The sequence below is a fragment of the Brevundimonas sp. ABV4_179 genome (genome assembly GCF_056311945.1).
Window position 1 is genome coordinate 320,421 of sequence record NZ_CM149976.1, and the last position, 22,756, is coordinate 343,176.

At 67.7% G+C, this 22,756-nt stretch carries 20 protein-coding genes and 1 tRNA gene; 9 read left to right on the forward strand and 12 right to left on the reverse strand.

Annotated elements, in window-relative coordinates; all coding sequences use genetic code 11:
- Nucleotides 1-2 precede the first annotated feature (2 nt).
- The 7 genes from copM to ACYX4P_RS01620 form a co-directional block, all read right to left on the reverse strand.
- Nucleotides 3-446 (reverse strand): CopM family metallochaperone, encoded by a 444-nt coding sequence (gene copM / locus ACYX4P_RS01590; RefSeq protein WP_088582518.1) that lies wholly within the window; start codon nt 444-446, stop codon nt 3-5.
- Complete coding sequence (locus ACYX4P_RS01595; RefSeq protein WP_425331944.1) at nt 443-2,587, reverse strand: heavy metal translocating P-type ATPase; 2,145 nt, start codon at nt 2,585-2,587, stop codon at nt 443-445. The genes copM and ACYX4P_RS01595 overlap by 4 nt, the downstream gene beginning before the upstream one ends.
- A gap of 72 nt (nt 2,588-2,659) precedes the next feature.
- On the reverse strand, nt 2,660-3,349 hold the full coding sequence (locus tag ACYX4P_RS01600) for a methyltransferase family protein (protein ID WP_008264189.1): 690 nt from the start codon (nt 3,347-3,349) through the stop codon (nt 2,660-2,662).
- Nucleotides 3,346-3,906, reverse strand: coding sequence for a cation efflux transmembrane domain-containing protein (locus ACYX4P_RS01605; protein WP_008261511.1), 561 nt, complete (start codon nt 3,904-3,906; stop codon nt 3,346-3,348). The genes ACYX4P_RS01600 and ACYX4P_RS01605 overlap by 4 nt, the downstream gene beginning before the upstream one ends.
- A 38-nt stretch (nt 3,907-3,944) precedes the next feature.
- Nucleotides 3,945-7,166, reverse strand: coding sequence for an efflux RND transporter permease subunit (locus ACYX4P_RS01610; RefSeq protein ID WP_088582520.1), 3,222 nt, complete (start codon nt 7,164-7,166; stop codon nt 3,945-3,947).
- 11 nt (nt 7,167-7,177) lie between these two features.
- Nucleotides 7,178-8,386 (reverse strand): efflux RND transporter periplasmic adaptor subunit, encoded by a 1,209-nt coding sequence (locus tag ACYX4P_RS01615; RefSeq protein WP_040349349.1) that lies wholly within the window; start codon nt 8,384-8,386, stop codon nt 7,178-7,180.
- On the reverse strand, nt 8,386-9,591 hold the full coding sequence (locus tag ACYX4P_RS01620; RefSeq protein WP_258522572.1) for a TolC family protein: 1,206 nt from the start codon (nt 9,589-9,591) through the stop codon (nt 8,386-8,388). The genes ACYX4P_RS01615 and ACYX4P_RS01620 overlap by 1 nt, the downstream gene beginning before the upstream one ends.
- Nucleotides 9,592-9,780: 189 nt before the next feature.
- Between ACYX4P_RS01620 and ACYX4P_RS01625 the strand changes: the two genes are divergently transcribed.
- Nucleotides 9,781-10,116: a hypothetical protein gene (locus ACYX4P_RS01625; protein WP_156796407.1), complete on the forward strand. Its 336-nt coding sequence runs from the start codon at nt 9,781-9,783 to the stop codon at nt 10,114-10,116.
- Between the two features lie 223 nt (nt 10,117-10,339).
- Here ACYX4P_RS01625 and ACYX4P_RS01630 read toward each other — a convergent pair whose 3' ends face one another.
- Entirely contained in the window at nt 10,340-10,771 is a 432-nt protein-coding gene (locus tag ACYX4P_RS01630) for a hypothetical protein (protein ID WP_008262257.1), read from the reverse strand.
- Nucleotides 10,772-11,026: 255 nt separating this feature from the next.
- Here ACYX4P_RS01630 and lspA point away from each other — a divergent pair, with 255 nt between their 5' ends.
- The 7 genes from lspA to ACYX4P_RS01665 all read left to right on the forward strand — a co-directional run bounded on the left by lspA (nt 11,027) and on the right by ACYX4P_RS01665 (nt 18,847).
- On the forward strand, nt 11,027-11,551 hold the full coding sequence (gene lspA / locus ACYX4P_RS01635) for a signal peptidase II (RefSeq protein ID WP_008258720.1): 525 nt from the start codon (nt 11,027-11,029) through the stop codon (nt 11,549-11,551).
- A 190-nt stretch (nt 11,552-11,741) separates the two neighbouring features.
- The gene (locus ACYX4P_RS01640; protein ID WP_153923203.1) at nt 11,742-12,089 is read left to right on the forward strand and encodes an MAPEG family protein; all 348 of its coding nucleotides are present in this window, start codon (nt 11,742-11,744) and stop codon (nt 12,087-12,089) included.
- A 48-nt stretch (nt 12,090-12,137) separates the two neighbouring features.
- Nucleotides 12,138-12,572, forward strand: a complete 435-nt coding sequence (locus tag ACYX4P_RS01645) for a MerR family transcriptional regulator (protein ID WP_040349346.1) — start codon at nt 12,138-12,140, stop codon at nt 12,570-12,572.
- Between the two features lie 112 nt (nt 12,573-12,684).
- The gene (locus ACYX4P_RS01650; protein WP_008261169.1) at nt 12,685-13,944 is read left to right on the forward strand and encodes a cytochrome P450; all 1,260 of its coding nucleotides are present in this window, start codon (nt 12,685-12,687) and stop codon (nt 13,942-13,944) included.
- 63 nt (nt 13,945-14,007) lie between these two features.
- Nucleotides 14,008-15,420, forward strand: coding sequence for a dihydrolipoyl dehydrogenase (lpdA, locus tag ACYX4P_RS01655; protein WP_088582523.1), 1,413 nt, complete (start codon nt 14,008-14,010; stop codon nt 15,418-15,420).
- Between the two features lie 161 nt (nt 15,421-15,581).
- Nucleotides 15,582-17,513: a cytochrome c/FTR1 family iron permease gene (locus ACYX4P_RS01660; RefSeq protein ID WP_088582524.1), complete on the forward strand. Its 1,932-nt coding sequence runs from the start codon at nt 15,582-15,584 to the stop codon at nt 17,511-17,513.
- A 224-nt stretch (nt 17,514-17,737) separates the two neighbouring features.
- A complete protein-coding gene (locus ACYX4P_RS01665; RefSeq protein ID WP_035307547.1) occupies nt 17,738-18,847 on the forward strand; it encodes a Fic family protein in 1,110 nt (369 codons plus the stop codon).
- Between the two features lie 116 nt (nt 18,848-18,963).
- On the opposite strand, the gene arsH is transcribed toward ACYX4P_RS01665, so the two are convergent.
- From arsH to ACYX4P_RS01680, 3 genes are all read right to left on the reverse strand, one after another.
- Nucleotides 18,964-19,719, reverse strand: coding sequence for an arsenical resistance protein ArsH (arsH, locus tag ACYX4P_RS01670; protein ID WP_035307546.1), 756 nt, complete (start codon nt 19,717-19,719; stop codon nt 18,964-18,966).
- A gap of 471 nt (nt 19,720-20,190) precedes the next feature.
- Nucleotides 20,191-20,265, reverse strand: a tRNA-Gly gene (locus tag ACYX4P_RS01675).
- A gap of 119 nt (nt 20,266-20,384) precedes the next feature.
- Nucleotides 20,385-21,167, reverse strand: a complete 783-nt coding sequence (locus ACYX4P_RS01680) for an SDR family NAD(P)-dependent oxidoreductase (RefSeq protein WP_248120139.1) — start codon at nt 21,165-21,167, stop codon at nt 20,385-20,387.
- A gap of 55 nt (nt 21,168-21,222) precedes the next feature.
- Here ACYX4P_RS01680 and ACYX4P_RS01685 point away from each other — a divergent pair, with 55 nt between their 5' ends.
- Nucleotides 21,223-21,621: a YkvA family protein gene (locus tag ACYX4P_RS01685; protein ID WP_248120138.1), complete on the forward strand. Its 399-nt coding sequence runs from the start codon at nt 21,223-21,225 to the stop codon at nt 21,619-21,621.
- Nucleotides 21,622-21,703: 82 nt separating this feature from the next.
- On the opposite strand, the gene ACYX4P_RS01690 is transcribed toward ACYX4P_RS01685, so the two are convergent.
- Nucleotides 21,704-22,705, reverse strand: coding sequence for an NADPH:quinone oxidoreductase family protein (locus ACYX4P_RS01690; RefSeq protein WP_248120136.1), 1,002 nt, complete (start codon nt 22,703-22,705; stop codon nt 21,704-21,706).
- Between the last annotated feature and the right edge of the window lie 51 nt (nt 22,706-22,756).

Sequence of the window (22,756 nt, forward strand, 5' to 3'; positions counted from 1 at the left end):
CGTCAGGGCCTTGCGTTGGGCGCGGGCGTGTCCTCATGGCGCGCAAGAAGGATTCTCATCCGGACAATTTCGGATTCCTGGGCCGCAATGATCTCATCGGCCAGATTACGCACGTCGCGGGCTTCGCCATGCTCGACGGCGACCTTGGCCATTGCGAGCGCACCCTCGTGGTGGGCGATCATTCCGCGCAGGAAGTCGATGTCGGCGTCGCCCGTGTAGTTGATGCTCATGGCCTGGTGCATCTTCGCGCTGGCCTCGCGATAGGCGCGAGTCGATGGGCTGTCCGTGGTCTCGCCAGCGTGGCTTGCCTCGGTGTCGCTCGGGCGAGAGTCAGCCGCCGACGGCGCCGCAGGGACCTCGCGGGTTTGCCGCGAGATCATCCCGAAGGCGAAGACCGACAGGGCGAGAAAGACGGCGATGACGGAAATCCATCCGAAACGCTTCATGACGATGTCCTCGAGAGAGCCGGCGGGGCCACGGGGGCGGCCGGGATTGCACTGGGAAGGATGGGCGCCGTTCGGTCGCGGTAGCCGAGCAGGCGCAGAGCGTTGAACACCACCAGCAGGGTCGACCCCTCGTGGAGCGCCACGGCAGGGCCGATGCCAAGGCCGAGGATCGTCGCCGGCACAAGGAAGGCGACGATTCCGAGACTGACGTAGAGATTCTGGAGAATGATGCGCCGCGTCTGTCGGCTGAGACCGACGGTGAAGGGCAGCTGCGACAGGTCGTCGGACATCAAGGCGACGTCGGCGGTCTCAAGCGCAACATCGGAGCCAGCCGCGCCCATCGCGATACCGACGGTCGCCGTGGCCATGGCCGGGGCGTCGTTCACCCCGTCGCCGACCATGGCAATCTTGCCGTCAGCGCGAAGGCGTTTGATGGCGTCGACCTTGTCCTCGGGCATGAGGTCGCCCCAAGCCTCTGTCAGGCCGACCTGTCCGGCGATCGCCTGTGCGGCCTTCTGGTGATCGCCCGAGATCATGATCATTCGCCCGATGCCGAGGGCGCGAAGAGCGGTCAGCGTCGGCCGCGCTGCTGGGCGAGGCGTATCAAGAAGCCCAATGACACCGAGATCGCGCGTGCCGCGTCGCACCACCATCAGGGTTCGCCCCTGCAGTCGCAACTGAGCGACGACAGAGGTTGTTTCGTCGCCGAGCGGCGCTACGCCGTCGACGCCGAACATCTCCGGCTTCCCTATCCAGATCGTCTCGCCGTGCAGCTGGGCGGTCACGCCCTTGCCCGTCAGGCTCTTGAGGTCGATCGCGGCCGGGATGATCGTATCGCGCAAGCGTGCGCCACCGTCGCGCGCGATGGCCTCCGCCAACGGGTGGTCGCTGAGCCGTTCGACCGCCACAGCGACCGCCAGAAGATCGCCCTCCTTCGTCCCGCGCACCGTCATGACGTCGGTGATCCGCGGCCGTCCCTCGGTCAGGGTGCCGGTCTTGTCGAAGGCGATGGCGTTGAGCGAGCCGAGGTTCTCCAACGGCGCGCCGCCCTTGATCAGGACACCGGCGCGCGCCGCACGGGCGACGCCCGAGAGGACGGCGCTCGGGGTGGCGATGGCGAGCGCGCAAGGACTCGCGGCGACCAGCACGGCCATGGCGCGATAGAAGCTGTCGCGGAACGGCTCATCGACGACGACCCAGGCGAACAGCAGGACAAAGGCGAGCGCCAGCACCACAGGCACGAAGATGCGTTCGAACCTGTCCGTGAAGCGCTGGGTCGGCGACTTCTGCGTCTCGGCCTCACTCACCATCCGAACCACCTTGGCCAGGGTGGTGTCGCTCGATGTGCGGGTCGTCTCAATCTCGATGGCGCCTGAGCCATTGATGGTGCCCGCGAAGACGAGAGACGGCGATCCGACCTGGGCCGGTCTCGCCCGCGCCGCCTCGGGATCCGCGACGGGCTGCTTGTCGACAGGCATGCTTTCGCCGGTCACGGGGGCTTGGTTGATGCTTGTGGTGCCGACCACGACAAAGCCATCAGCGGGCAGTCGTTCGTTTGGACGCACCACCACGGTGTCGCCGACGACCAAATCTTCGACAGGCAATTCGACGACCTGCCCGTCGCGTCGCACATGGGCTGTCCGGGGGGCAAGCTCGGCCAGGGCCTCGATCGCGCGTTTGGCGCGGCCCATGGCGTAGTGTTCGAGCGCGTGGCCGATGCTGAACAGAAACAGCAGGAGAGCGCCTTCGGCCCAGGCCCCGAGCGCCGCCGCACCTGCGGCTGCGACGAGCATCAAGGTATCGATCTCGAAGCGCTTCTGGCGGAGGTTCTCGAACGCTTCTCGCACCGTAAAAAAGCCGCCGAAGATGTAGGCGATCAGGAAGAGGGCGAGGGGAATCCAAGCGGGAAGGCCCGTTGCGAGTTTCTCGAGGGCGAATCCAAGGCCCAGAGCAAGGCCACTTGTCAGGGCGAAGATCAGCTCCGTATTGGAGCCTAGAACGCCACCGTGATCGTGCTCCTCGGACTTGGTGTGGAGATGGTCCGGCAGTGTTGTGCTGGTCATAAATAGGGTCCCGTTGCGGGTTGGGAATCGCGGCTGCTTGCGGCGACCGCCGCGATCGAGGGGGCGGGATAGCGACACGGGCGAAGGCGCGCCGGGCCAGCGGGTTCCAGCGCGATCCGCTCGCAGGTGGTCATCCCGGTTCTCCCGACCTCAGGGCACGGGCACGACGGCATTAAAGCCCCCGAGCCGCTGGAGCTGCTCAATCGCTTCGAAAAGCGGAAGCGCTAGGAGAAAGACGAAGCCGTCGCGCACCGTGCGGACGAAGAATACCGGCCGGATCATGATTTCCGCCTCGTCGCGCCATAGGGAGAGCTTGGGCAGGAACCGAGGGGTGCGCTCACGGTAAGCTTGGTAGTCGTGTCCAAAGGCGTCGGAGAGGAAGCGTTCTTCGCGGCCGACCACGATGCGAAACACCACCCAGCAGGCTAATCCGAAGACCAAACCGACGCTAAGGCTGCCGGACTGGGCGCCGATGCCAAACGCGCCGATGAAGCTGAAGACGTACAGCGGATTGCGGCTGACCGAATACGGTCCTGCGGATATGATCTCCTGTTTCTTGCGGCCACCGATGTAAAGGGAACACCAAGCCCGACCGATGATGCAAACCATGATGGCGATCAGGCCCAGATGCTCGACAGGATGTTCGAGCAAGGGCCAGGATGTGACGAGCGCCGCGCAGACGACAAGAAGCAGGCCCCCGACGAGAATGCCCGCCTTGCGCCATCGTTGAACGGATTGGATATCGACCGCTGATCGACAGGCGTCATCAGGGGGCGAGGAGCCGGACAAAGCGGGGCTTGCGGGCTTGGAGACGCTGTCGGAGGGCTCGAGCGGCATCATTGCCCCTCCCCCTCAGCCGGACGATCCTTAGCCGCATCGCGCAGGATATCCACGCCGCCCTTCAACGCGATGGCGGCCACGAGGACGCCGACGACGAGGTCCGGCCACGCCTGGCCGAGCCAGAGCACCAGGGCCCCGGCGACGAGGATTCCCCCGTTGGAGGCGAAGTCGTTAAAGCTGAACGTCTCGGCAGCCTTCATGTTGACGTCGCCGCTGTGCTGACGGCGGATCAACTGCAGGCAGATCAGGTTGATGATCGCTGCGACGACCGAGAGTCCCATCATGGTCGGGCCGATCGGTTCGGTCCCGATGAGGAATCGACGACCCGCGTCCAGAAGGACGCCAGCGCCGAAGATAAGGAGCATGACGCCCGAGAGGCGCGCCGCCCCCCGCTTCCACGAACCAGGCCGACCGATCGCGAGAAAGCTGATCAGATAGACAGCAGCGTCCGAGGCGTTGTCCACTGCATTGGCCAGCAGAGCGCTGGAATCGGCGGACAAGCCGCCGATCCCGAGCGCTAATGCCAGGCCCGCGTTGAGCGCGAGAACCGTCAGCAACGTGCGTCGCTGCTGACGGTCATCCTGAGTGCGAGCAATCAATCCTCAACCCCCTCGTCCTTGCGATGACGCACCGCCTTGGCCGCGAAGGTCGGCAGGACCAGCAGGGTCAGGGCCGTCGCGGTCAGAAGGCCGCCGATGACGACCGTCGCCAGAGGCTTCTGAACCTCGGCCCCCGCGCCGTGGGCGAGCGCCATCGGGATGAAGCCGACAATGGCGACCAAGGCTGTCGTCAACACCGCACGCAATCGGCTGGACGCCCCTTCGATCGCCGCGTCCCGGGGCGCGAGCCCCGCCTGCAATCGCTCGCGAATGGCCTGCATCAAAACAAGTCCGTTCAGGGTCGCCACACCCGAGACGGCGATGAAGCCAACGGCCGCAGACACCGAGAACGGCATCCCTCGCATGAGAAGCGCCAAGGCGCCGCCGATCAAGGCCAAGGGCACGCAGGCGAAGACCAGCCCAGCCTCGGAGAACGACCCCAGAGCCATAAACAGCAGCACACCGATCAGGACGAAGACGATCGGAATAACCAGGCCCAGCCGTTGTTCGGCCCGTTTGAGGTTCTCGAACTGACCGCCCCAGGTCAGGCGGACGCCCGGCGGGAGCTGGATTTGGTCCACCTTGGTTTGTGCGTCGGTGACGAAGCCGCCCAGATCCCGGCCGCGAACGTTGGCCTGGACCACCATCCGTCGGCTACCGTCGTTGCGGCTGATCTGGTTCGGCCCCTCGGCGCTTTGGATACGGGCTACCGAAGACAGCGGCACGGTTACGCCTGTCGAAGAGACGATCGGCAGGGCCGCGAGCGCCGCCGGATCGTTGCGCGCATCGTCCGGAAGACGGACGACGACGTCGAAGCGACGGTCGCCCTCGAAAATCCGGCCGGCCTCCGCGCCGCCGATGGCGGCCGAGACCGCTTCAGAAACGTCGGCTGCGGACAGGCCGTAGCTGGCCGCCGCGAACCGATCGACGCTGACCGTGAGCGTCGGCAAGCCCGACGCTTGTTCGACGCGAACGTCGGCGGAGCCGGTGGTCTGCCGCAGTACGCCGGCCACCTCATCAGCGACCCGCTGCATGGTGTCGAAGTCATCGCCGTAGACCATGACCGCGAGGTCGGTCCGGACCCCGGAAATGAGTTCGTTGAAGCGGAGCTCGATGGGTTGGCTGAACTCGAAATTATTCCCGATCTGTTGGTTGGCGAGCTCTTCGAACCGCTCGAGCAAGGCTTCCTTCTCGAGACCTGAATCCGGCCAGTCCTTGCGGTCCTTCAGAACGATGACGCTGTCCGAAATGTTGGGCGGCATCGGGTCGACGGCAGCCTCGGCGGTGCCGGTCCTGGAGAACATGGTCTCGACTTCCGGCTGGGCGGTGATGACCCGTTCCAACGCCATCTGCATGGCGAGGGACTGTTCCAGCGACGCCGAGGGAACACGCAGCGCCTGCATGGCGATGTCGCCCTCGTCCAGAGTGGGGATGAACTCCCGTCCCAGGGACGAGAAGGCCAGACCACCGACAACAACCGCGCCGAGTGCCGAGATCAGCACGATCTTAGGACGATCGACGGCGGCGCGGATGGCCGGCTGGATCCAACGCCGCGCGTGGCGGAGCAGGAAGGTCTCATGTTCGTGGGCTTGGCCGTGTTCGTCGGTCTCGACCTTCTTGGGGTCCCGCACCAGCAGGGCCGTCATGGCCGGAACGAAGGTGAAGGAGAAGATGAAGGCGCCGACGAGCGCCAGCATGACCGTTGCGCCCATGGGGACGAACGTCTTGCCCTCGACGCCCTCGAGCATCAGCAAGGGGGTGAAGACGAGCAGGATAATCAGCTGACCGAAGGCGGCTGGCTTGACCATCTTGCGAGCTGCGGCCACGGCGACATCAAGGCGTTCCCGACGGGTCAGAGCCCGTCCCAGATCGATCCGCCGCTGCGACAGCATCAACAAGGTGCTTTCCACGACGATGACCGCCCCATCGACCAGAAGGCCGAAGTCCAGCGCGCCCAAGCTCATCAGGTTTCCACTGATGCCGAACCGGTTCATGCCGATGACGGCGAACAGGAAGCTGATCGGGATCATCAGCGCTGTGATGCTGGCCGCACGAATGTTGCCGAGCAGCAGGAACAGAACGACGATGACCAAAAGCGCGCCCTCGGTGAGGTTGCGCGCCACCGTCGAAATTGTCGAGTTGACCAGGGCGCTACGGTCGAGAACCGTTACCGCCTCGATCCCCGCGGGCAGCGTCTTGCGAACTTCCTCAAGACGCTCCCCGGCCGCCTGGGCCACGGTGCGGCTGTTGCCGCCCGCGATCATCAGCGCCGTACCGAGCACGGCCTCGTGGCCGTCACGGCTGGCGCCGCCCAGGCGCGGAGCCTGGCCGATCTCGACCGTGGCGACATCGGCGACCCGCACGATCAGGCCGTTCCGGTTGACGACCGGCGCCTGAGCCAGGTCCTCCACGGTTGAGGCCAGGGCGTCGGTGCGGACCGTCAGAGCTTCGCCAGCGCGTTGGATATAGCCCGCGCCGGCCTGGGTGTTGGCGCGATCAAGAGCCTGGATAAGGTCGCCCATGCCCAGGCCGTAGGCGGAAAGGCGCGCCGCGTCCGGACGGACCGCATACTCCTTCACATAGCCGCCGACGGTGTCGACGCCCGCGAGACCGGGGGCGGTCCGCATTTGCGGCGCGACGATCCAGTCCTGTACGGTACGCAGATAGGTGGCGCGCTGCTGCGGGGTCGAGAGCAGATCGCCTTCGGGCGTCAGATAGGCTCCGCCGGCCTGCCAGCCCGGCTCGCCAGGCTTGGCGAGGTTCTGACTGTTGAACGGCTTGTAGTCGATCGTCCACATCAGCACTTCACCGAGGCCCGTGGTGATCGGGGCCATGGTCGGCTCCACCCCGTCAGGCATGGCCTCCCGGGCGCCCGCGAGCCGTTCGGCGACCTGCTGGCGCGCGAAATAGATGTCGGTCTGGTCGGTAAAGATGACTGTGACCTGGCTGAAGCCGTTTCGGCTCAGGGATCGGGTCGTGGTCAGGCCGGGAATGCCGGCCATGGCGGTTTCAATCGGGTAGGTGACCTGCCGTTCGATCTGTTCAGGCGCGAGCGCCGGAGCGACCGTGGTCACCTGGACCTGGCGATTGGTGATATCCGGCACGGCGTCGATGGGAAGCCGTGTCAGCTCGAGGAGTCCGTAGGCCGCGACAAGCGCCGTGGCGAGAACCACGAACCATCGGAATTTGACCGAGAGTTCGATGATGAATTTGAACATGCGGTGCGCCCCTAGTGACCGTGCTCGGCCTCGCCCTTGGCGAGCTCGGCTTTGAGGAGGAAGGCGTTCGTGCCGGCGACCCGTTCAGCCCCGGTGAGGCCACGCAGGATTTCAGTCCGCCCCCCGGCCTGACGACCGGCGAGCACCGGACGGGCCTGGAAGCCGTTCGGGACCTGAACGAAGACGACGGTGTTGCCGTCGACGGTCTGGACGGACTCGGTCGGCACGGTGAGACCGCCCGTCGTCTCGCCCGTCACGATCGCCCCCGTGACGGCGGAACCGGCCGGCGGGAGGACAGAGCCCGTCGGCCGGGCCCGAATGACCGTGGCGCCGCTTTCGCCGCCCGCGCCTGCGGCCACGCCGGTGACGATGGCGTCGAAGTCGCCGCTGGGGCTGCTGACCCGCAGAGGCGCCCCGGCCCTTACATTGGCGGCCAAAGCAGGCGGCGCGTTGAAGACGAGCTCAACCCTGGCCGGGTTGGTGACCTCGGCGACAACGCCGCCAGGGGCGACGAAGCCGCCCGGTCCGACCTGGACGCTGGTCACGACTCCGGTGATGGGGCTGGTGACGCTGAGGCGGCCCGAAGCGTTGGGCGAGCCCGCCGCGCTGGACCGCGCGCGAGCCGCGCGGGCGCCGGCTTCGGCGCTGAGCAGTTGCGCGCGGGACGCCTCGACCTCCTGTCGGGCGACAACGCCCTGGTCCGCCAGATTGCGGTTGCGTTGATAAGCCTGGCGCGCCACTTCAGTTTCGGCGGCCGCCGCGTCTGCGTCCGCGCGGAACGTCGCCGCTTCACCGCTGACGACGCTCGCCAGGGGCTGACCGATCCGGACCGACTGGCCCGGAGCTACGAGAACCCGCTCGACCCGCCCGCCGACGGACGCCGCCACAGCGGCGCGCGCGTCGACCATGGGCTCGACCCGCCCGGAGAGCCGGGTTTCGGCGCCCCCTCCCCGACCGACGCCGACCACGATCAGGTTGGCGGCCTGGGCCTGGGCCGCGCTCAGAGCGACGAAGCCTTCCGGCGCTTCGGCCTCGCCTTCGTGGCCGGCTTCGCCCTCGGCATGGGCGCCCTCTTCTTCAGCGTGACCCGCCTCACCCTCGGCGGCGGCTGGAGCGGCGTCCGGCCCGCGCGTGAGCAGGAACAGCCCGCCTCCGCCAAGCAGAACGACGGCGGCGGCGCCGCCGATCAGCAACGTCTTGTTGGATGTGCGCTTGCGCATCATTGGGCTCCTTGGAAGGGGGCGCGGCCGTCCTGGCGCGCAAGTTCAATCTCGGCCTGGACGCGTGCAAGGCGCGCATCGACGGCCGAAGTTCGGGCAGAGATCAGGGCTGCACGGGTGACCCGCAGCTCGAGTTGGGAGATGCGCCCCGCTTCGGATCCGATCCGCGACAGACGGTAGGCCTCCTCGGCAGACGCCACCCCTGCATCGGCGGCGGAGACCCGGCTCACAGAGGCCGCGAGGCGCGCCCGCGCCGCGGCGCGATCGGCCTGGGCCTCCTGGCGGGCGCCCAGGAGCCGCGCATCCGCAGCCCGGAAGTCGGCCTGCGCCGCGTCGATGTTCCCGCGGTTGCGGTCGAACAGGGGCAGCGGCATGCTGACGCCGAAAGTCAGCGCCGTCGCGTCCTCCATCTCGTAGCGACGGACACCGACGCTGGCGTTGATGTCAGGACGCGAGCGGATCCGCTCGACGTCGATCCGGCGTTCGGCGGCCGCGCGCTGAGCCTCGGCGACGCGAACGGCCGGCGCCTCCGCCGGGGCCGCGAAGGTCGCGGCAGGCGCGAGGTCCAGCAGGCTGGTGTCGATCGTCGTGACCGGAGCCGCCAACATGGCGACTGCGGTCAGCCGCGCGAAGGCCGCGTCGCGCTCCGCGACGGCTTCATCGCGAGAGGCACGCGCCGCAGCCGCTTCGCTTTCCCCCTGGATGCCGCGCAGCAGCGGCTCACGGCCTTCCTCGACAAGAACAAGGGCGGCCCTCGCATCGGCGATGGTCAGGGTGAGGCTTTCCTCCGCGAGAGCAGCCCGCCTTTGGGCGGCTTCCGCATCGGCATAGACCTGAGCGAGCCTTCCGGCGGCGTCGATGATGGCGAGATCCCGCTGCAGCGCCGCGGTTCCGGCTTCCGCGCGGGCGACATTGACCCGCGCGGTCCGACGTCCCCACAGCTCGAGGTCCTGGCTGATCGACAAGGTGGTTTCGGCATTGGCGTAGCCCGAGAAGGGCCCCGTGCCGAAAGCGTTCTCGGCGTCGAGAGCGATCGTCGGATTAGGCCTCGCACGGGCCTGGCGGACACGTGCTTCGGCGGCGTCCGACAGGGCGCCGGCTTCAAGGGTGGCCGGGGTTTGACCCAGCTGGGCGAGCAGCTCGGCGAAGGACGGCGCGGGGTCAGCCCAAGCGGGACTGGCCAGCACGGCCGCGAATGCGGCCAACGCGCAGCCGACCGCGAAACGCGGCGGCCTGCGATATGAGGGAGGCATGATTCATCTTCCAGAAATTTGACACGAGTTCGCGCGCACGGCGGCGCAGACGTCCGGTCAGACTCTGGGAGGGCGCTTCAGGCCGTCGGGAGAGATCGACGACGGAAAATCACTCGAGGGGAAGGCGTGAACAGGCCGCGCGTGGATCTGCATCGCGATGTGGTCGGCGACATCCGCACGGGCAGTTCCGTTGTGGTGGCAGTGGCCGTGGGTGCAGACTCCGTGCCCAGCGCCAAGGTCGACCTGGTCGCCATCGCCCGCATCTTCAACGACCATGGCGTGAGCCGATGCCGTCTCCGGGACGCAGGTCGCGGCGTCAGCGATCGGGGCGACGAAAAACACGGCGGAGACCAGGGTCACCGCCAGTATCAGTCTTGCCCATGTCGCAATTGGCCACGCCATCGCGTGGTGGATACTTTCATTCGGGCGATCAAGCAATCTGTTACAGTGTTCGGGGGCTGCGACTGTTTCGAGTGACCACCAATCCGCGGTGAGGGAGAGGGAAAGTCGACATGCAAGGCCGAGAGTGGCGCGTCGTCGGCCATCTCGACCTATTCAGCAAAGTCGAGCGATCTTTAAGCGAGCGCACGCTGATCGCGTCCGATTCTTTCGCTGCGTCTGCAGGTGGATCGAGATTGCAGAATGCGCAATCTTCACCTGAGTAGCGCTCCCGCTATCAGGTCGGGCCATCGTGAACCGGTCAGCCAGACCGCTCCGCCGGTCGCCGCGACGCCAGGCTCTGGGTAAGGTCGTTGCGCGCGCATAGCCAGAGCGAGCGGACGTTGGCGTCGCCTGCGCAGTGGCTTACCAGCAGTAAGCCGGCCAGGGCGTTGGCGAAGAAGCCCAGAGGGCCCAGTCCGGTGATGCCACGGGACGGCGCCCCGGAGGTGGCTCGCGAGATCGCGTAGCTGAGGAATAACAGCACCAACGCAACGAGGCTGGCGCCTTGGCCATTGGCCGCCCCGGACTGCACGGCGACCGAACGTCCGATCACGGCCAGGCTGATGCCGTAGGTGGCGCGTCGGCCAGGAAGTTGAGCACATTGGCGCCCAGGGGGCGCCGAGCCTTGCAGGGACACGCCGCTGGCTATGGCCATAAAGGCGGCGCAGTTGACGGCGATCACCGCGATCATGATGCGCCGGTAGGCGGGGTGGCGCTGTCGAACCTGGAGGCCACGCCGCAACTGCAGCCGGGCGAGGAAGTGCACAGGACGAGAGGGGGTTCAGTCATCGGATTACCCTTTCGCGAGAAGCATGCATCTCCCAATGGCTAGACGATCATGCCGAGAATGCATGGCTTCCATGAAAGAAACGCCTGTCAGATAAAACCAGCTTGATCCTCTAGTAACTAGAGGGCCCAAAATCAGTTGAAATCCATTGGAGGCTTCATGATCACCATGCACCCGACGCGACGCGTTCCCGGCCGCCTGCAGACGATCGCCTTCGCGCTCGCGGCGCTGATCGCCGTCGTGGATCAGGCCGCCAAGGCCGCGGCGCGCGCTCAGCTGGACGCTCCGATCAACCTCACGCCGTTTCTCGCGCTGCGTCTCGGGTTCAACCCCGGCGTCACCTTCGGCCTGTTCGCCGGCTCAGGCGCCGTCGGCCGCTGGGCGCTGAGCGCCGTGGCCTCCCTGATCATCGGCGCCCTGCTGGCGTGGATCTGGCGCACGCGCAGCGCCGTGACGGCGGCCGCCGCAGGCCTCATCGCCGGTGGAGCGATCGGGAACCTCGTCGACCGGCTACGCTTTGGCGCGGTCACCGATTTTATCGATCTTCATTGGGGGGCGGCGCACTGGCCGACCTTCAACCTCGCCGATGCGGCCATTGTCTGCGGCGTCGCGCTGCTCCTCCTCACCGTCCGGGGCTCGGACAGCCGCGCGGCGTCCTCGACCCTGGGACGGGCGGCGCGATGAGGCTTCCCGCCGAACAGAGGGCGATCGCCGTCCGCTCGGCGCCGGCGATTCTCATCACCGCCTCAGCGGCGGCCTCCGCCTGGCTGCGGCTTTCCCCGCCCCTTCTCGGCGCGGCGCGCGACATGGCGACGGCCGATAGGCTGGCCTATGCCCTGCAGGCGAATCTCCCGGTCTTCCTGTGGCTCGCGGGGTGTTTGAGGGTGGTGGCCAGCATCCGGTTCCGGTCCGACGCCGACCGGCCGGGTCCGCCGATGCGGCGCCCGGCGCCAGGCTCGCCCTACCCGCCGCCGTGCTACAGAACTCGCTTGAACAGACCGTTCTGGCGGTGAGCGCCCACCTGGTGCTCGCCACCGTGCTGCGCGGCGAGGAGATGATCCTGCTGCCGGTGTTGGTCCCTCTTTATCTGGTTGGTCGGGGTTTCTTCGCCCTGGGTTACGCGCAGGGCGCGGCGGCCCCGGCCTTCGGCATGGCGCTCACCGGCGCCTCCACGATTGCCGCCTTCGGCATCGCCGTCGTCCTGATGGGGCTGGGCCGATGATCCCTCCCCGCCCCAGATGCCTTTCACCCGCCGTTACGAGCTGACGCGATGCCCCTCCCCTCTCCCGCCTCGTCCGGGTTGCGCCCCATCGGCAAACTGGCCGCCGCCACGGGCGTCAAGGTTCCGACCATCCGCTTCTATGAAGAAATCGGCTTGCTTCCGCCGCCGCCGCGCACCGCCAGCGACCGGCGCATGTATGACGACGCGGCGGAGCGCCGCCTGTCATTCATCCGGCATGCCCGCCAGCTGGGCTTCGATCTGGATTCGATCCGCTCCTTGCTTGATCTGTCGGATCACCCCGATCGGCCCTGCGCCGAGGCCAGCACCCTGGCCGAACGTCATCTCGCCGATGTGAAACAGAAGATCGCCCGGCTCCGCGCCCTCCAGCGCGAACTGTCGCGGATGACGACGGAATGCGCCGGGGGCCGGGTCTCCGCCTGCAAGGTGATCGAGGCGTTGCACGATCCATCCGCGCCGCTTTGACCCTGTGGAAGATCCGGAAGGCGCAAAGACCCCGGAGCCATTAGCCCACCGCGACGTTTGGAGGCGATTGGCGGCTCCCGTCGCGGACCGCCCGTCCTTCTGGAGGATTTCGATGACGCATCGGCCGACCTCGCGACACGGCGACCAGACCCTGGCCCTGCTGACAGACCCTTATCGGCGCCTTTCCCACCTGTTCGAGCAGGCCGGCGCCGACGTCGTCGAGACCCGCCTGGCGCTGAAGGAGACGACCTGTCTGAGAGGCCGCGAGGCGGCGCGGATCTTCTATGACGAGACCCGCATCGTGCGGGCGGGCGCCATGCCGGCGCCGGTCCGCCGCACGCTGCTCGGCGAGGGCGGCGTCCAGGGGCTGGACGGCGAGGCCCACCGCGCCCGCAAGGGCGTGTTCATGTCCCTGATGTCGCCAGCCCGTGTCGCGCGACTGGGCGAACTGTTCGAAGCGGAGTGGCGGCGCGCGGCCGTCGAATGGGCCGGCGAGGACGACATCGTGCTGTATGACGCCTTGCAGCCGGTGCTAACGCGGGCCGTCTGCGCCTGGGCCGGCGTGCCGCTCGAGCCGCACGAAGAGGCGAAACGGGTCCGTCACCTGAGGGCGCTGTTCGACGCGGCGGGATCGCGGGGCCCCCGGCATCTGTGGTCGAGGCACGCGCGTCGCCGCGTCGACGCCTGGCTGGGCTCGATCATTGAAGACATTCGCGCCGGCCGTCTGTCGCCGGATCCGGACACGGCCGCCCACGCCTGGGCCTGGACCCGCGCCGCGGACGGCGAACCGTTGCCGATCCACACGGCGGCGGTCGAACTGGCCAATGTATTGCGGCCGACTGTCGCGACCTCGGTCTACATCGTGTTTGTGGCGCACGCGATGCAGGCTCACCCGGATGCGGCCCGTCTGGCCGACGCCGACGCCGGACGTCGCCGCGCCTTCGTCCAGGAAGTCCGACGCTTCTATCCGTTCTTCCCGGCAGTGATCGGGCGTGTGCGCGCGCCGTTTCGCTGGCGCGACCTGGTCTTCCCGGAGGGCCGTCAGGTGGTCCTCGACCTCTATGGCTCCAATCACGATCCCGCACACTGGACTGATCCCGAGGCGTTCCGGCCGGAGCGGTTCAGCGACGGCTCCGGAGATCCGTTCGGTCTCATCCCCCAGGGCGGTGGGGATGCGGCGACCGGTCACCGTTGCCCTGGCGAAGGGATCGTCGTGGAGCTGATGGAGCGCGCCGTCGGCCTGCTCGCCGACCTGAACTACCGGCTGCCGGATCAGGATCTGGAGATCGACTTCCGCCGCCTGCCGGCCCTCCCCGGAAGCGGGTTCCGAATGGAGACGCGCGACGCGGCCCTCAATGAGGGGGGCGCCTGATGCCGCTTCCTCGGGCTGGCCGGGGCCCTTCTCTCCCATCCACTCGCAGCAAAGGCTGACGCCATGAGCCGTTCGACGACCTCCTACGACCTGGTGATCATCGGCGGCGGGCCGGGCGGATACCCGTGTGCGATCCGGGCGAGCCAGCTCGGCCTGTCGGTGGCGGTCATCGACGACCGCGAACTGCTCGGGGGGACCTGCCTGAACATCGGGTGCATTCCGTCCAAGGCGCTGCTCCAGGCCACCGAGCGGCTGGAGATGGCGCGCAATCTCGAAGCGTTCGGCGTCATGGTAGACAATGTGCGGGCCGATCTTGACGGTGTCATGCGGCACAAGGGCAAGGTGGTGACCGAGCTTGGCGAAGGGGTCGCCTACCTCCTGCGCAAGCACAAGGTCGCCCGCTTCCAGGGCCGCGGGCGGCTGCTGGCGCGCGACCGGGTGGAGGTGCGCGCCGCGGACGGCGCTTTCGAGGTGCAGGCCAGCAAGGCGGTGGTCATCGCCAGCGGATCGGAAGCGGCGACCTTGCCCGACCTGCCCATCGACGAGCGGCGAATCGTCACCTCCGCCGGCGCCCTGAGCCTGACGGCGGCGCCGCGCCATCTGGCGGTGATCGGCGGCGGCTACGTCGGACTGGAGCTGGGGTCGGTCTGGCGTCGGCTCGGCAGCGAGGTCACGGTCATCGAGGTGCTCGACCGGATCGCCTCCGGCGTCGACTCGGAGATGTCGGCGGCGCTGCACAAGGTGCTCGAGGCCCAGGGCTTCCAGTTCTGCCTTGGGCATAAGGTGGTCGGATCGCGGATGGAGGGCGACGACGTCGTCCTCGACGTCGAGCCCATGGGCGATGGCGCGCGAGGAACCATCAAGGCCGATGTCGTGCTGGTCTCCATCGGCCGACGGCCCGCAACCGCCAGGCTCGATCTGGAAACGGTCGGCATTGCGCCCGACCGCAGGGGCTTTATTCCGGTGGACGAAGGGTTCCGGACCAGCGCCGACGGGGTCTACGCCATCGGCGACGTCATCGGCGGCGCCATGCTGGCCCACAAGGCGGAGGAGGAAGGGATCGCCCTGGCCGAACGCCTGGCGGGGGGCGCGGGCCATGTGGACTACGGAACGATTCCGGCGGTCGTCTATACCTGGCCGGAACTGGCCTCAGTCGGGCGCACCGAGGACGACCTCAAGGCGGCCGGCGTGGCCTATCGCGTCGGGCGCTTTCCGTTCTCGGCAAACGCCATGGCCAAGGCGCGGTTGGAGAAGAACGGGTTGGTCAAGGTGTTGGCGGACGCCAGGACGGACAAGATTCTCGGCGTGCACATCCTGGGGCCGGACGCCGGCAGTCTGATCCATGAAGCGGTCGCCGTCATGCAATTCGGCGCGGCGGCCGAGGACGTGGCGCGGACGAGCCATGCGCATCCGACGCTTCCGGAAGCCTTGCGCGAGGCATGCCTGGCTGTGGCCGACCGCACGATCCACCTGTAACGAGCGCCGCGCCGCGTAGCTGCCCGGGCTGGCCACGCAGCGCCGTGGCGTCTCGGCGGACGGGGAGCCGTCGCCGCCTGCGAGCCCGGCCGCGTCGCGAATAAAGCGCGACAGTGCCGTCGCCTGAATGCTATTGCGAGCCGCTCACAACTAGGTCTCCCATGCGCCCTCTGCTCCGCCTTTTCGCCCTGATGCTTGCGATGGGGCTGTCCGCACCCGCCCTGGCCCAGGCGCCGTCCGCCTCCGAGGCCCAGGTCGCCTGGCGACTGCTCGACTATGTGGCGGTCGACTATGCCGGCGCGGTTGCCAATGGTCAGGTGACCAATCCGGCCGAATACGGCGAGATGATCGAGTTCGGCGGCCAGATCCGGACCCGCCTGGACGCCCTGCCGCCGAACCCGGCCAAGGCCGGCCTGATCCGTGACGCGGAGGCCCTGCAGGCGGCCATCCTCGACAAGGCCGACCCGGGGGTCGTCGGGGCCCGGGCCAAGGCGCTGGCCGGCGCGGTGCTGGCGGCCTATCCGAGCCCGCTCGCGCCTTCGTTCCCGCCTGATCTGGCCCGCGGCGCGACCCTCTATGCCGAGCAATGCTCGGTCTGCCATGGCGTGACCGGACGCGCCGACGGCCCGGGCGCCGAGGGGCTCGACCCGCCTGCGATCGCCTTCGCGGATGTGGAGCGCGCCCGTCAGCGCAGCGTGTTCGGCCTCTACCAGGTGATCGATCAGGGGCTCGAGGGCACGGCCATGGCCAGCTTCGCCCATCTGCCGGCCGAGGATCGCTGGGCCTTGGCCTTCTACGTGGGCCGGTTCGCCTTCACCGACGCCGAAGCCGCCGAAGGTCGACGCCTCTGGGAGAGCGACGCGGCGATCCGCGCCGCGTTCCCTGACCTGGCCGCCCTCACCCAGGCCACCCCGGCGGAGCTGGCGACAAGGATCGGCGAGACGAAGGCGCGGGCGGTCATCGCTCACCTGCGTCGCCATCCCGAGGCGACGGTTCGCGCCGAGGGATCGACCCTGACCCTGGCCCGGACGCGACTGGCCGAAAGCGAGGCCGCCTATCGCCGGGGCGACCGCAAGGCCGCGACCGACCTCGCCCTCTCGGCCTATCTCGACGGCGTCGAACCGGTGGAGCCGGCGCTCGGCGCTCGTGACGGCGCCTTGCTGCGGCGGGTCGAGACGGCCATGACCGACCTGCGCATCTCGATCAGCAGGCGCGCGCCGACCCAGGAGGTCGCGGACCGGGTCGCCCGCGCGAACGCCCTGCTGGACACGGCCGAACGCGCCCTCGCGCCCCAGGAGGCGGACAATCTCGCCAGCTTCCTCGGCGCTTTCACCATCCTGCTGCGCGAAGGGCTGGAAGCCATCCTCATCGTGGTGGCGATGATCGCCTTCCTGAGGAAGGCCGAACGGCCCGAGGTGCTGCGCTACGTCCACGGCGGCTGGGTGGCCGCGCTGGTCGCCGGCGGCGCCACCTGGGCGGCCGCGACCTTCTTCATCTCCATCAGCGGCGCCAGCCGGGAGCTCACCGAAGGATTCGGCTCGCTCCTGGCGGCCGTGGTGCTCGTCTCGGTCGGCATCTGGATGCATGGGAAGTCGCACGCCGACGCCTGGCAGACCTATATCCGCGACAAGCTCTCCCACGCGCTGTCGAAGCGGTCGGCCTGGTTCCTGTTCCTGCTGGCCTTCATCGTCGTCTATCGCGAGGTGTTCGAGACCATCCTCTTCTATGCGGCGATCTGGAGCCAGGGCGGCCATCTCGGCATGCTGGCCGGCGCCCTGACGGCGGTGGCCATCCTGGCCGTGGTGGCCTGGGCCTTGCTGGCCTACAGCATGCGCCTCCCGATCGGCCGGTTCTTCTCGCTGAGCTCGATCCTCATGGCCATCCTGTCGGTCGTCCTCGTCGGCAAGGGCGTGGCTGCGCTGCAGGAGGCGGGCTGGCTCGATGTCCATCCGCTGGAGTGGATCCCCCGCATCGAGATCCTCGGTCTTTATCCGACGGTCGAGGGCGTCGCCGTTCAGCTTCTGACGATTGCTATCCTCGTGGTCGGCTTCTCCCGGCATGCGGCGCCGAAGGGCGCGCGCCCAGCCTCTTGAGCGGGCGTCTCCGCCTGAGGCCCAACTGCGGCCCGCGGGTTTCGGAGCTCCTTGGGCGCCGATAGCCGCGCAGTCCGCGGATACCCAGGGTGCGGGGGCCGCCTATAGTGTGCGAGGCCTCCCTTGGTGCGGAGATTAGGCGTCCTATTCTCCGCACTTCACGCGGAGAACAGCCTTGCTCCTGCGGCGCATAACGCCCATATTCCCCGCAAGGAGTGCGGGGAATGGCGCAATACATCCATGAGATCGAAGGCTGGCCGCGTCTGGAATGGCGCGCTGACGCGCTTGCCGATCGCCTCCCAGCCGTCCGTCATCGCCAAGGCCTTCTGCTTGGCCGGATGCACACGCTCGGCTTCGACCTCCGCGCTGAAGCCGTCCTCGAGACCCTTACCGAAGATGTCCTGAAATCCAGCGAAATCGAAGGCGAGCTGCTCGACAAGGATCAGGTGCGATCCTCCATCGCCCGCCGCCTCGGCATGGATATCGGGGCCCTCGCCCCCGCGGATCGCAACGTCGAAGGCGTCGTCGAAATGATGCTCGACGCGACCCAGAACTTTGCGTCTCCGCTCACCGAGGAACGGCTGTTCGGCTGGCACGCCGCCCTGTTTCCGACCGGACGCAGCGGCATGACGAAGATCGTCGTCGGCGCCTGGCGCAACGAGAGCTCCGGCCCGATGCAGGTCGTCTCGGGCCCCTTCGGACGAGAGCGCGTGCACTATGAAGCGCCGCCCGCCGCCCGTCTGCAGGACGAGATGCGCGCGTTCCTCGACTGGTTCACTGACGAGCCGCGGACGGATCCGGTCCTCAAGGCCGCGATCGCCCACCTGTGGTTCGTGACCATCCACCCGTTCGACGACGGGAACGGCCGGATCGCCCGGGCGATCGCCGACATGGCGCTCGCCCGTTCCGAGAAAAGCGCCCAGCGGTTCTACAGCATGTCCGCCCAGATCCGGCTGGAGCGCAAGGACTACTACGCGACCCTGGAGACGACCCAGAAAGGCGCGCTGGACGTGACCCTCTGGCTGGACTGGTTCCTCGGCTGCCTCGATCGCGCATTCGACGGCGCGGAAACCACCCTGACCCATGTGATGCGCAAGGCGCGCTTCTGGGAGGCGCTCGCAGGTCAGACGTTGAGCGAGCGCCAGAGCACGGTCATCAACCGGCTGCTCGACGGCTTCGAAGGCAAGCTCACCTCGACCAAATGGGCGGCGCTGACGAAGTCCTCGCCCGACACGGCCTTGCGCGACATCAAAGATCTGGTGGACCGGGGCATCCTCGTGAAGGATGACGGCGGGGGACGCAGCACAAGCTATTCTCTGGTCGATCGAGGATAAGCGCCTCCCCATGGCGCCGGCGAGGCTCTGCGCCGTGCGGCTCCACTGAAGACCCTGCCTCGACAGGGAGGATCGCAATTAGCCAGTTCTGGCGCGTTACCGCCAAAAACGCAGCCTCAGGCCTGGCGTGCGATAGCAATGGCCGAGAGGTCGGACGCGGCATCCACCAAAACTCCGGCCGCCTTGCGCTCCGAATAGCGGTCCACGAGCTGAACGGCGTGGGGCCGGACCAGGATGGTGAAGCGCACCAGTTCCTCCATCACATCGACAATCCGCTCATAGTAGGCCGAGGGTTTCATCCGGCCGGCCTCGTCGAATTCCTGGAAGGCCTTGGCCACGCTCGACTGGTTGGGGATGGTGACCATCCGCATCCAGCGGCCCAGAAGGCGCAGAGTGTTGACGGCGTTGAAGCTCTGGGACCCGCCCGACACCTGCATGACGGCGAGCGTCCGGCCCTGGGTCGGGCGCATGCCGCCCAGGCTCAACGGCAGGTGATCGATCTGCAGCTTCATCAGTCCGGAGACCTGGCCGTGCCGCTCCGGGCTGCACCAGACCATGCCCTCCGACCACAAGGCGTGTTCGCGCAACTCGCGCACCGCCGGGTGGTCGTCGTCGCCGGGCGCGCCCGGCAGGGGCAGGTCGGTGGGGTCGAAGATGCGGGTCTCGCATCCCATTTGCTGCAGCAGGCGGGCCGCTTCCTCGACGCAGAACCGCGAATACGACCGCTCGCGCAGCGATCCGTACAGGAGAAGGATACGCGGCGCCGGCTCGGTCGGGCCCAGTCCACGGGCGGGATCGGCGGACAGATAGGCCGCGTCCAGAGCCGGCAGATGATCCGGGTCCGGCAGCGAGCGCAGGCGGGTGAAGGTCATCACAGGTCCTTGGTCAGACAGGCGGCCGACGCCGGCCAGACGTCCGCGAAGTCCGACGTGCGGACGAGCGATAGACCGGGCCGGTCCTATTAAGGTCACTACAGGACGGTGAACAGCAATCGCTCGGGACCGCGCCGAGACCGCGACACCCTGACCGTCGCCAAACCCCGCGGGATCCTTCAGAGAGTCAAAGGCGGCGGTTGACGGATACGAGGCAAGAAGCTGCGGGCAACAACATTCCAAGGCACTATTTTCCCGTGACCTGCTCGCGGGTCGATCTCCGCAAAAATTAGTTCGGTGTTTTCAGCAGATTTCAGGGGCCTTCACCGCAATGCGCCATGCCAATGGACAGGCGAGCGCTCGCCAGCAAAAGATTTTTGGTAGCGGTGTGGTAGCGGCGTAAAAAATAGGGTGGGCGATCCCGTTGGGATCGCCCTGCCATAACCTATTGATTGCCTTGGCAATCTCGACTGGAGCGGGCGAAGAGATTCGAACTCTCGACCCCAACCTTGGCAAGGTTGTGCTCTACCCCTGAGCTACGCCCGCAATCCGTAAGGCGCTACGTGTGCGCCCCGTCGAGGAGGGGGCGTATAGCGGAGGGTTGATCGGTCCTGCAAGAGTGAATTTGCAAAAAACGACCAGCCCCTGCGCTCGCCCCCTGCGCCTCAGCGCGGCGCCAGTCGGATGGCCCCGTCCAGGCGGATGCATTCGCCGTTGATATAGACGTTGCGGGCCAGCTCCAGCACCAGAGACGCATAGTCGGCCGGCGTGCCCAGGCGGCTGGGGAAGGGGATGGCGGCGGCCAGGCTGTCCTGAACCTTCTGGTCCATGCCAGCCATCATCGGCGTCCACATGATGCCGGGCAGGATGGTGTTGCAGCGCACCCCTTCCTGGGCCAGGTCGCGCGCGACCGGCAGGGTCATGGCGTACACCCCGCCCTTGGACGCCGAATAGGCCGCCTGGCCGATCTGGCCGTCCTGAGCCGCCACCGAGGCGGTGTTGACGATCAGGCCGCGCTCCCCGTCCGTCATCGGCTCCAGCGTGACCATGCCCGCCGCCGACTGCGACAGGACGCGGAAGGTGCCGAACAGATTGACGCGAACCGTGCGCTCGAACGCCGCCATGTCGTGAGCGCGGATCTCGCCGGTGTCCTTCTTGCGCGACACGGTCTTCTGGCCGGTGGCGATGCCGGCGCAGTTGACGGTCAGACGCTCCTGGCCGTGGGCGGCGCGCGCCTTTTCGAAGGCGGCCGCGACCGAGGCGTCGTCGGTCACGTCCACCTTGCAGAAGACGCCGCCGATTTCCTTGGCGACCTCCTCGCCACGCTCTTCGTTCAGGTCGAACAGGGCGACCTTGGCGCCGGTGGCGGCGATGGCGCGGGCCGTGCCCTCGCCAAGTCCAGAGGCCCCGCCCGTGACCACCGCGGCGATGCTGCTGTCGAGTTTCATCCTGATCGTTCCTATATTAGGTTGAACCTGAGTTTCGTTTGAGGATTTAGCGGCCATGACCGCCAAAGCCAAACCCGCCGATCCCGCCGACGCCATCGACCCGAACAAGGCGCTGGTCCCGTCCGTCGTGAAGGTCAACGAAATGCGTGTGACGCGCGGCTTCTGGCCCAAGATCCGGCGCACGGCCGCCCGCATCCCCTTCGCGGACCAGGCCCTGGCCGCCTGGTATGCGGCGCGCGATCCCGAGACCCCCCTGCCCGCCAAGGGCATGATCTTCGCCGGCCTGGCCTATTTCGTCATGCCCATCGACGCCATTCCCGATGTCTTCGCCGGCATCGGCTATACGGACGACGCTGCGGTGATCGCCGCCATCATCGCCACCCTGGGCGCCAACATCAAACGCCGCCACCGCGACCAGGCCGAAGACGCCCTGCAGCGGTTGAAGGCGAAATAGGCGGTCTGAAACGCCGGCGGTCATCCTCGCCCTTGTGGCCAGCATCCATACCGGGATGGCGACAACGGGTGGAAGTCGCCTGTCAGCTCTCCACCGTCACCACGATCTTGCCCATGGCCTTGCGGTCGCCGAGCGCCTGGATCGCCTCGCCGGCCTTTTCCAGCGGATAGGTCTTGGACACGTGCGGCTTGATCTTGCCATCGGCGTACATCTGCATCAGTTCGGCCATGTTGGCGGCGTGGCCCTTGGGATCGCGCGCGACGGCCGCGCCCCAGAAGACCCCGATCACCGACACTGACTTCAGCAGCGTCAGGTTCAGCGGCAGGGACGGAATGCCCGCCGGGAAGCCGACCACCAGATAGCGCCCGTTCCAGTCCATGGCCCTGAGCGCCGGATCGGCGTAGTCGCCCCCCACCGCGTCATAGACCACGTCGGCCCCGTCGCGGCCGGCGGCCAGCTTGAACTCGCCCGACAACTCCTTCTGCGCCGCCTTGTCCATCGGTCCCGACGGATAGATCAGGCCGTTGTCGGCCCCCAGGTCCAGGGCGAACTGCACCTTGTCGTTGGTCGAGGCCGCCGCGACAACCCGCGCGCCCATCGCCTTGCCCAGTTCCACGGCGGCGGCGCCCACGCCCCCGGCCGCGCCCAGCACCAGAAGCGTCTCGCCGGCCTTCAGCTGCGCCCGGTCCTTCAGCGCGTAATAGCTGGTGCCATAGGTCATGATCAGGGCCGCCGCCTCTTCGAAGCTCATGGCCTCGGGGATGGGGACGACCGTCCCGGCCCGCACCGCCAGCCGTTCGACCAGGCCGCCCCAGCCCGGCACGGCGATGACGCGGTCGCCCTTGCGCACGCCCTTGACGCCCTCGCCCACCGCCTCGATCACGCCCGCCACCTCGCCGCCCGGCGAGAAGGGGCGTTCGGGCCGGAACTGGTATTTGTCCGCGATGATCAGGGTGTCCGGGAAGTTGATCCCCACCGCCTTGACCTCGATGACGACCTCGCCGGGCTTGGGCGTGGGATCCAGCACCTCCTCCACGACCAGGGTTTCGGGACCGCCAGGCGTCTTGGACAGAACAGCGCGCATCTTTCCTCCTTGGCCGACATGGCGCGGCCTTCATCGCGACGCTAAACAGCG

Coding starts and splice junctions, on each gene's coding strand:
- arsH (WP_035307546.1), bottom strand. CDS start 19,719: ATGACCTTCACCCGCCTGCGCTCGCTGCCGGACCCGGATCATCTGCCG.
- copM (WP_088582518.1), bottom strand. CDS start 446: ATGAAGCGTTTCGGATGGATTTCCGTCATCGCCGTCTTTCTCGCCCTG.
- ACYX4P_RS01645 (WP_040349346.1), top strand. CDS start 12,138: ATGCCCCTCCCCTCTCCCGCCTCGTCCGGGTTGCGCCCCATCGGCAAA.
- ACYX4P_RS01685 (WP_248120138.1), top strand. CDS start 21,223: ATGACCGCCAAAGCCAAACCCGCCGATCCCGCCGACGCCATCGACCCG.
- ACYX4P_RS01610 (WP_088582520.1), bottom strand. CDS start 7,166: ATGTTCAAATTCATCATCGAACTCTCGGTCAAATTCCGATGGTTCGTG.
- ACYX4P_RS01665 (WP_035307547.1), top strand. CDS start 17,738: ATGGCGCAATACATCCATGAGATCGAAGGCTGGCCGCGTCTGGAATGG.
- ACYX4P_RS01690 (WP_248120136.1), bottom strand. CDS start 22,705: ATGCGCGCTGTTCTGTCCAAGACGCCTGGCGGTCCCGAAACCCTGGTC.
- ACYX4P_RS01615 (WP_040349349.1), bottom strand. CDS start 8,386: ATGCGCAAGCGCACATCCAACAAGACGTTGCTGATCGGCGGCGCCGCC.
- lspA (WP_008258720.1), top strand. CDS start 11,027: ATGATCACCATGCACCCGACGCGACGCGTTCCCGGCCGCCTGCAGACG.
- ACYX4P_RS01650 (WP_008261169.1), top strand. CDS start 12,685: ATGACGCATCGGCCGACCTCGCGACACGGCGACCAGACCCTGGCCCTG.
- ACYX4P_RS01630 (WP_008262257.1), bottom strand. CDS start 10,771: ATGATCGCGGTGATCGCCGTCAACTGCGCCGCCTTTATGGCCATAGCC.
- ACYX4P_RS01680 (WP_248120139.1), bottom strand. CDS start 21,167: ATGAAACTCGACAGCAGCATCGCCGCGGTGGTCACGGGCGGGGCCTCT.
- lpdA (WP_088582523.1), top strand. CDS start 14,008: ATGAGCCGTTCGACGACCTCCTACGACCTGGTGATCATCGGCGGCGGG.
- ACYX4P_RS01660 (WP_088582524.1), top strand. CDS start 15,582: ATGCGCCCTCTGCTCCGCCTTTTCGCCCTGATGCTTGCGATGGGGCTG.
- ACYX4P_RS01600 (WP_008264189.1), bottom strand. CDS start 3,349: ATGATGCCGCTCGAGCCCTCCGACAGCGTCTCCAAGCCCGCAAGCCCC.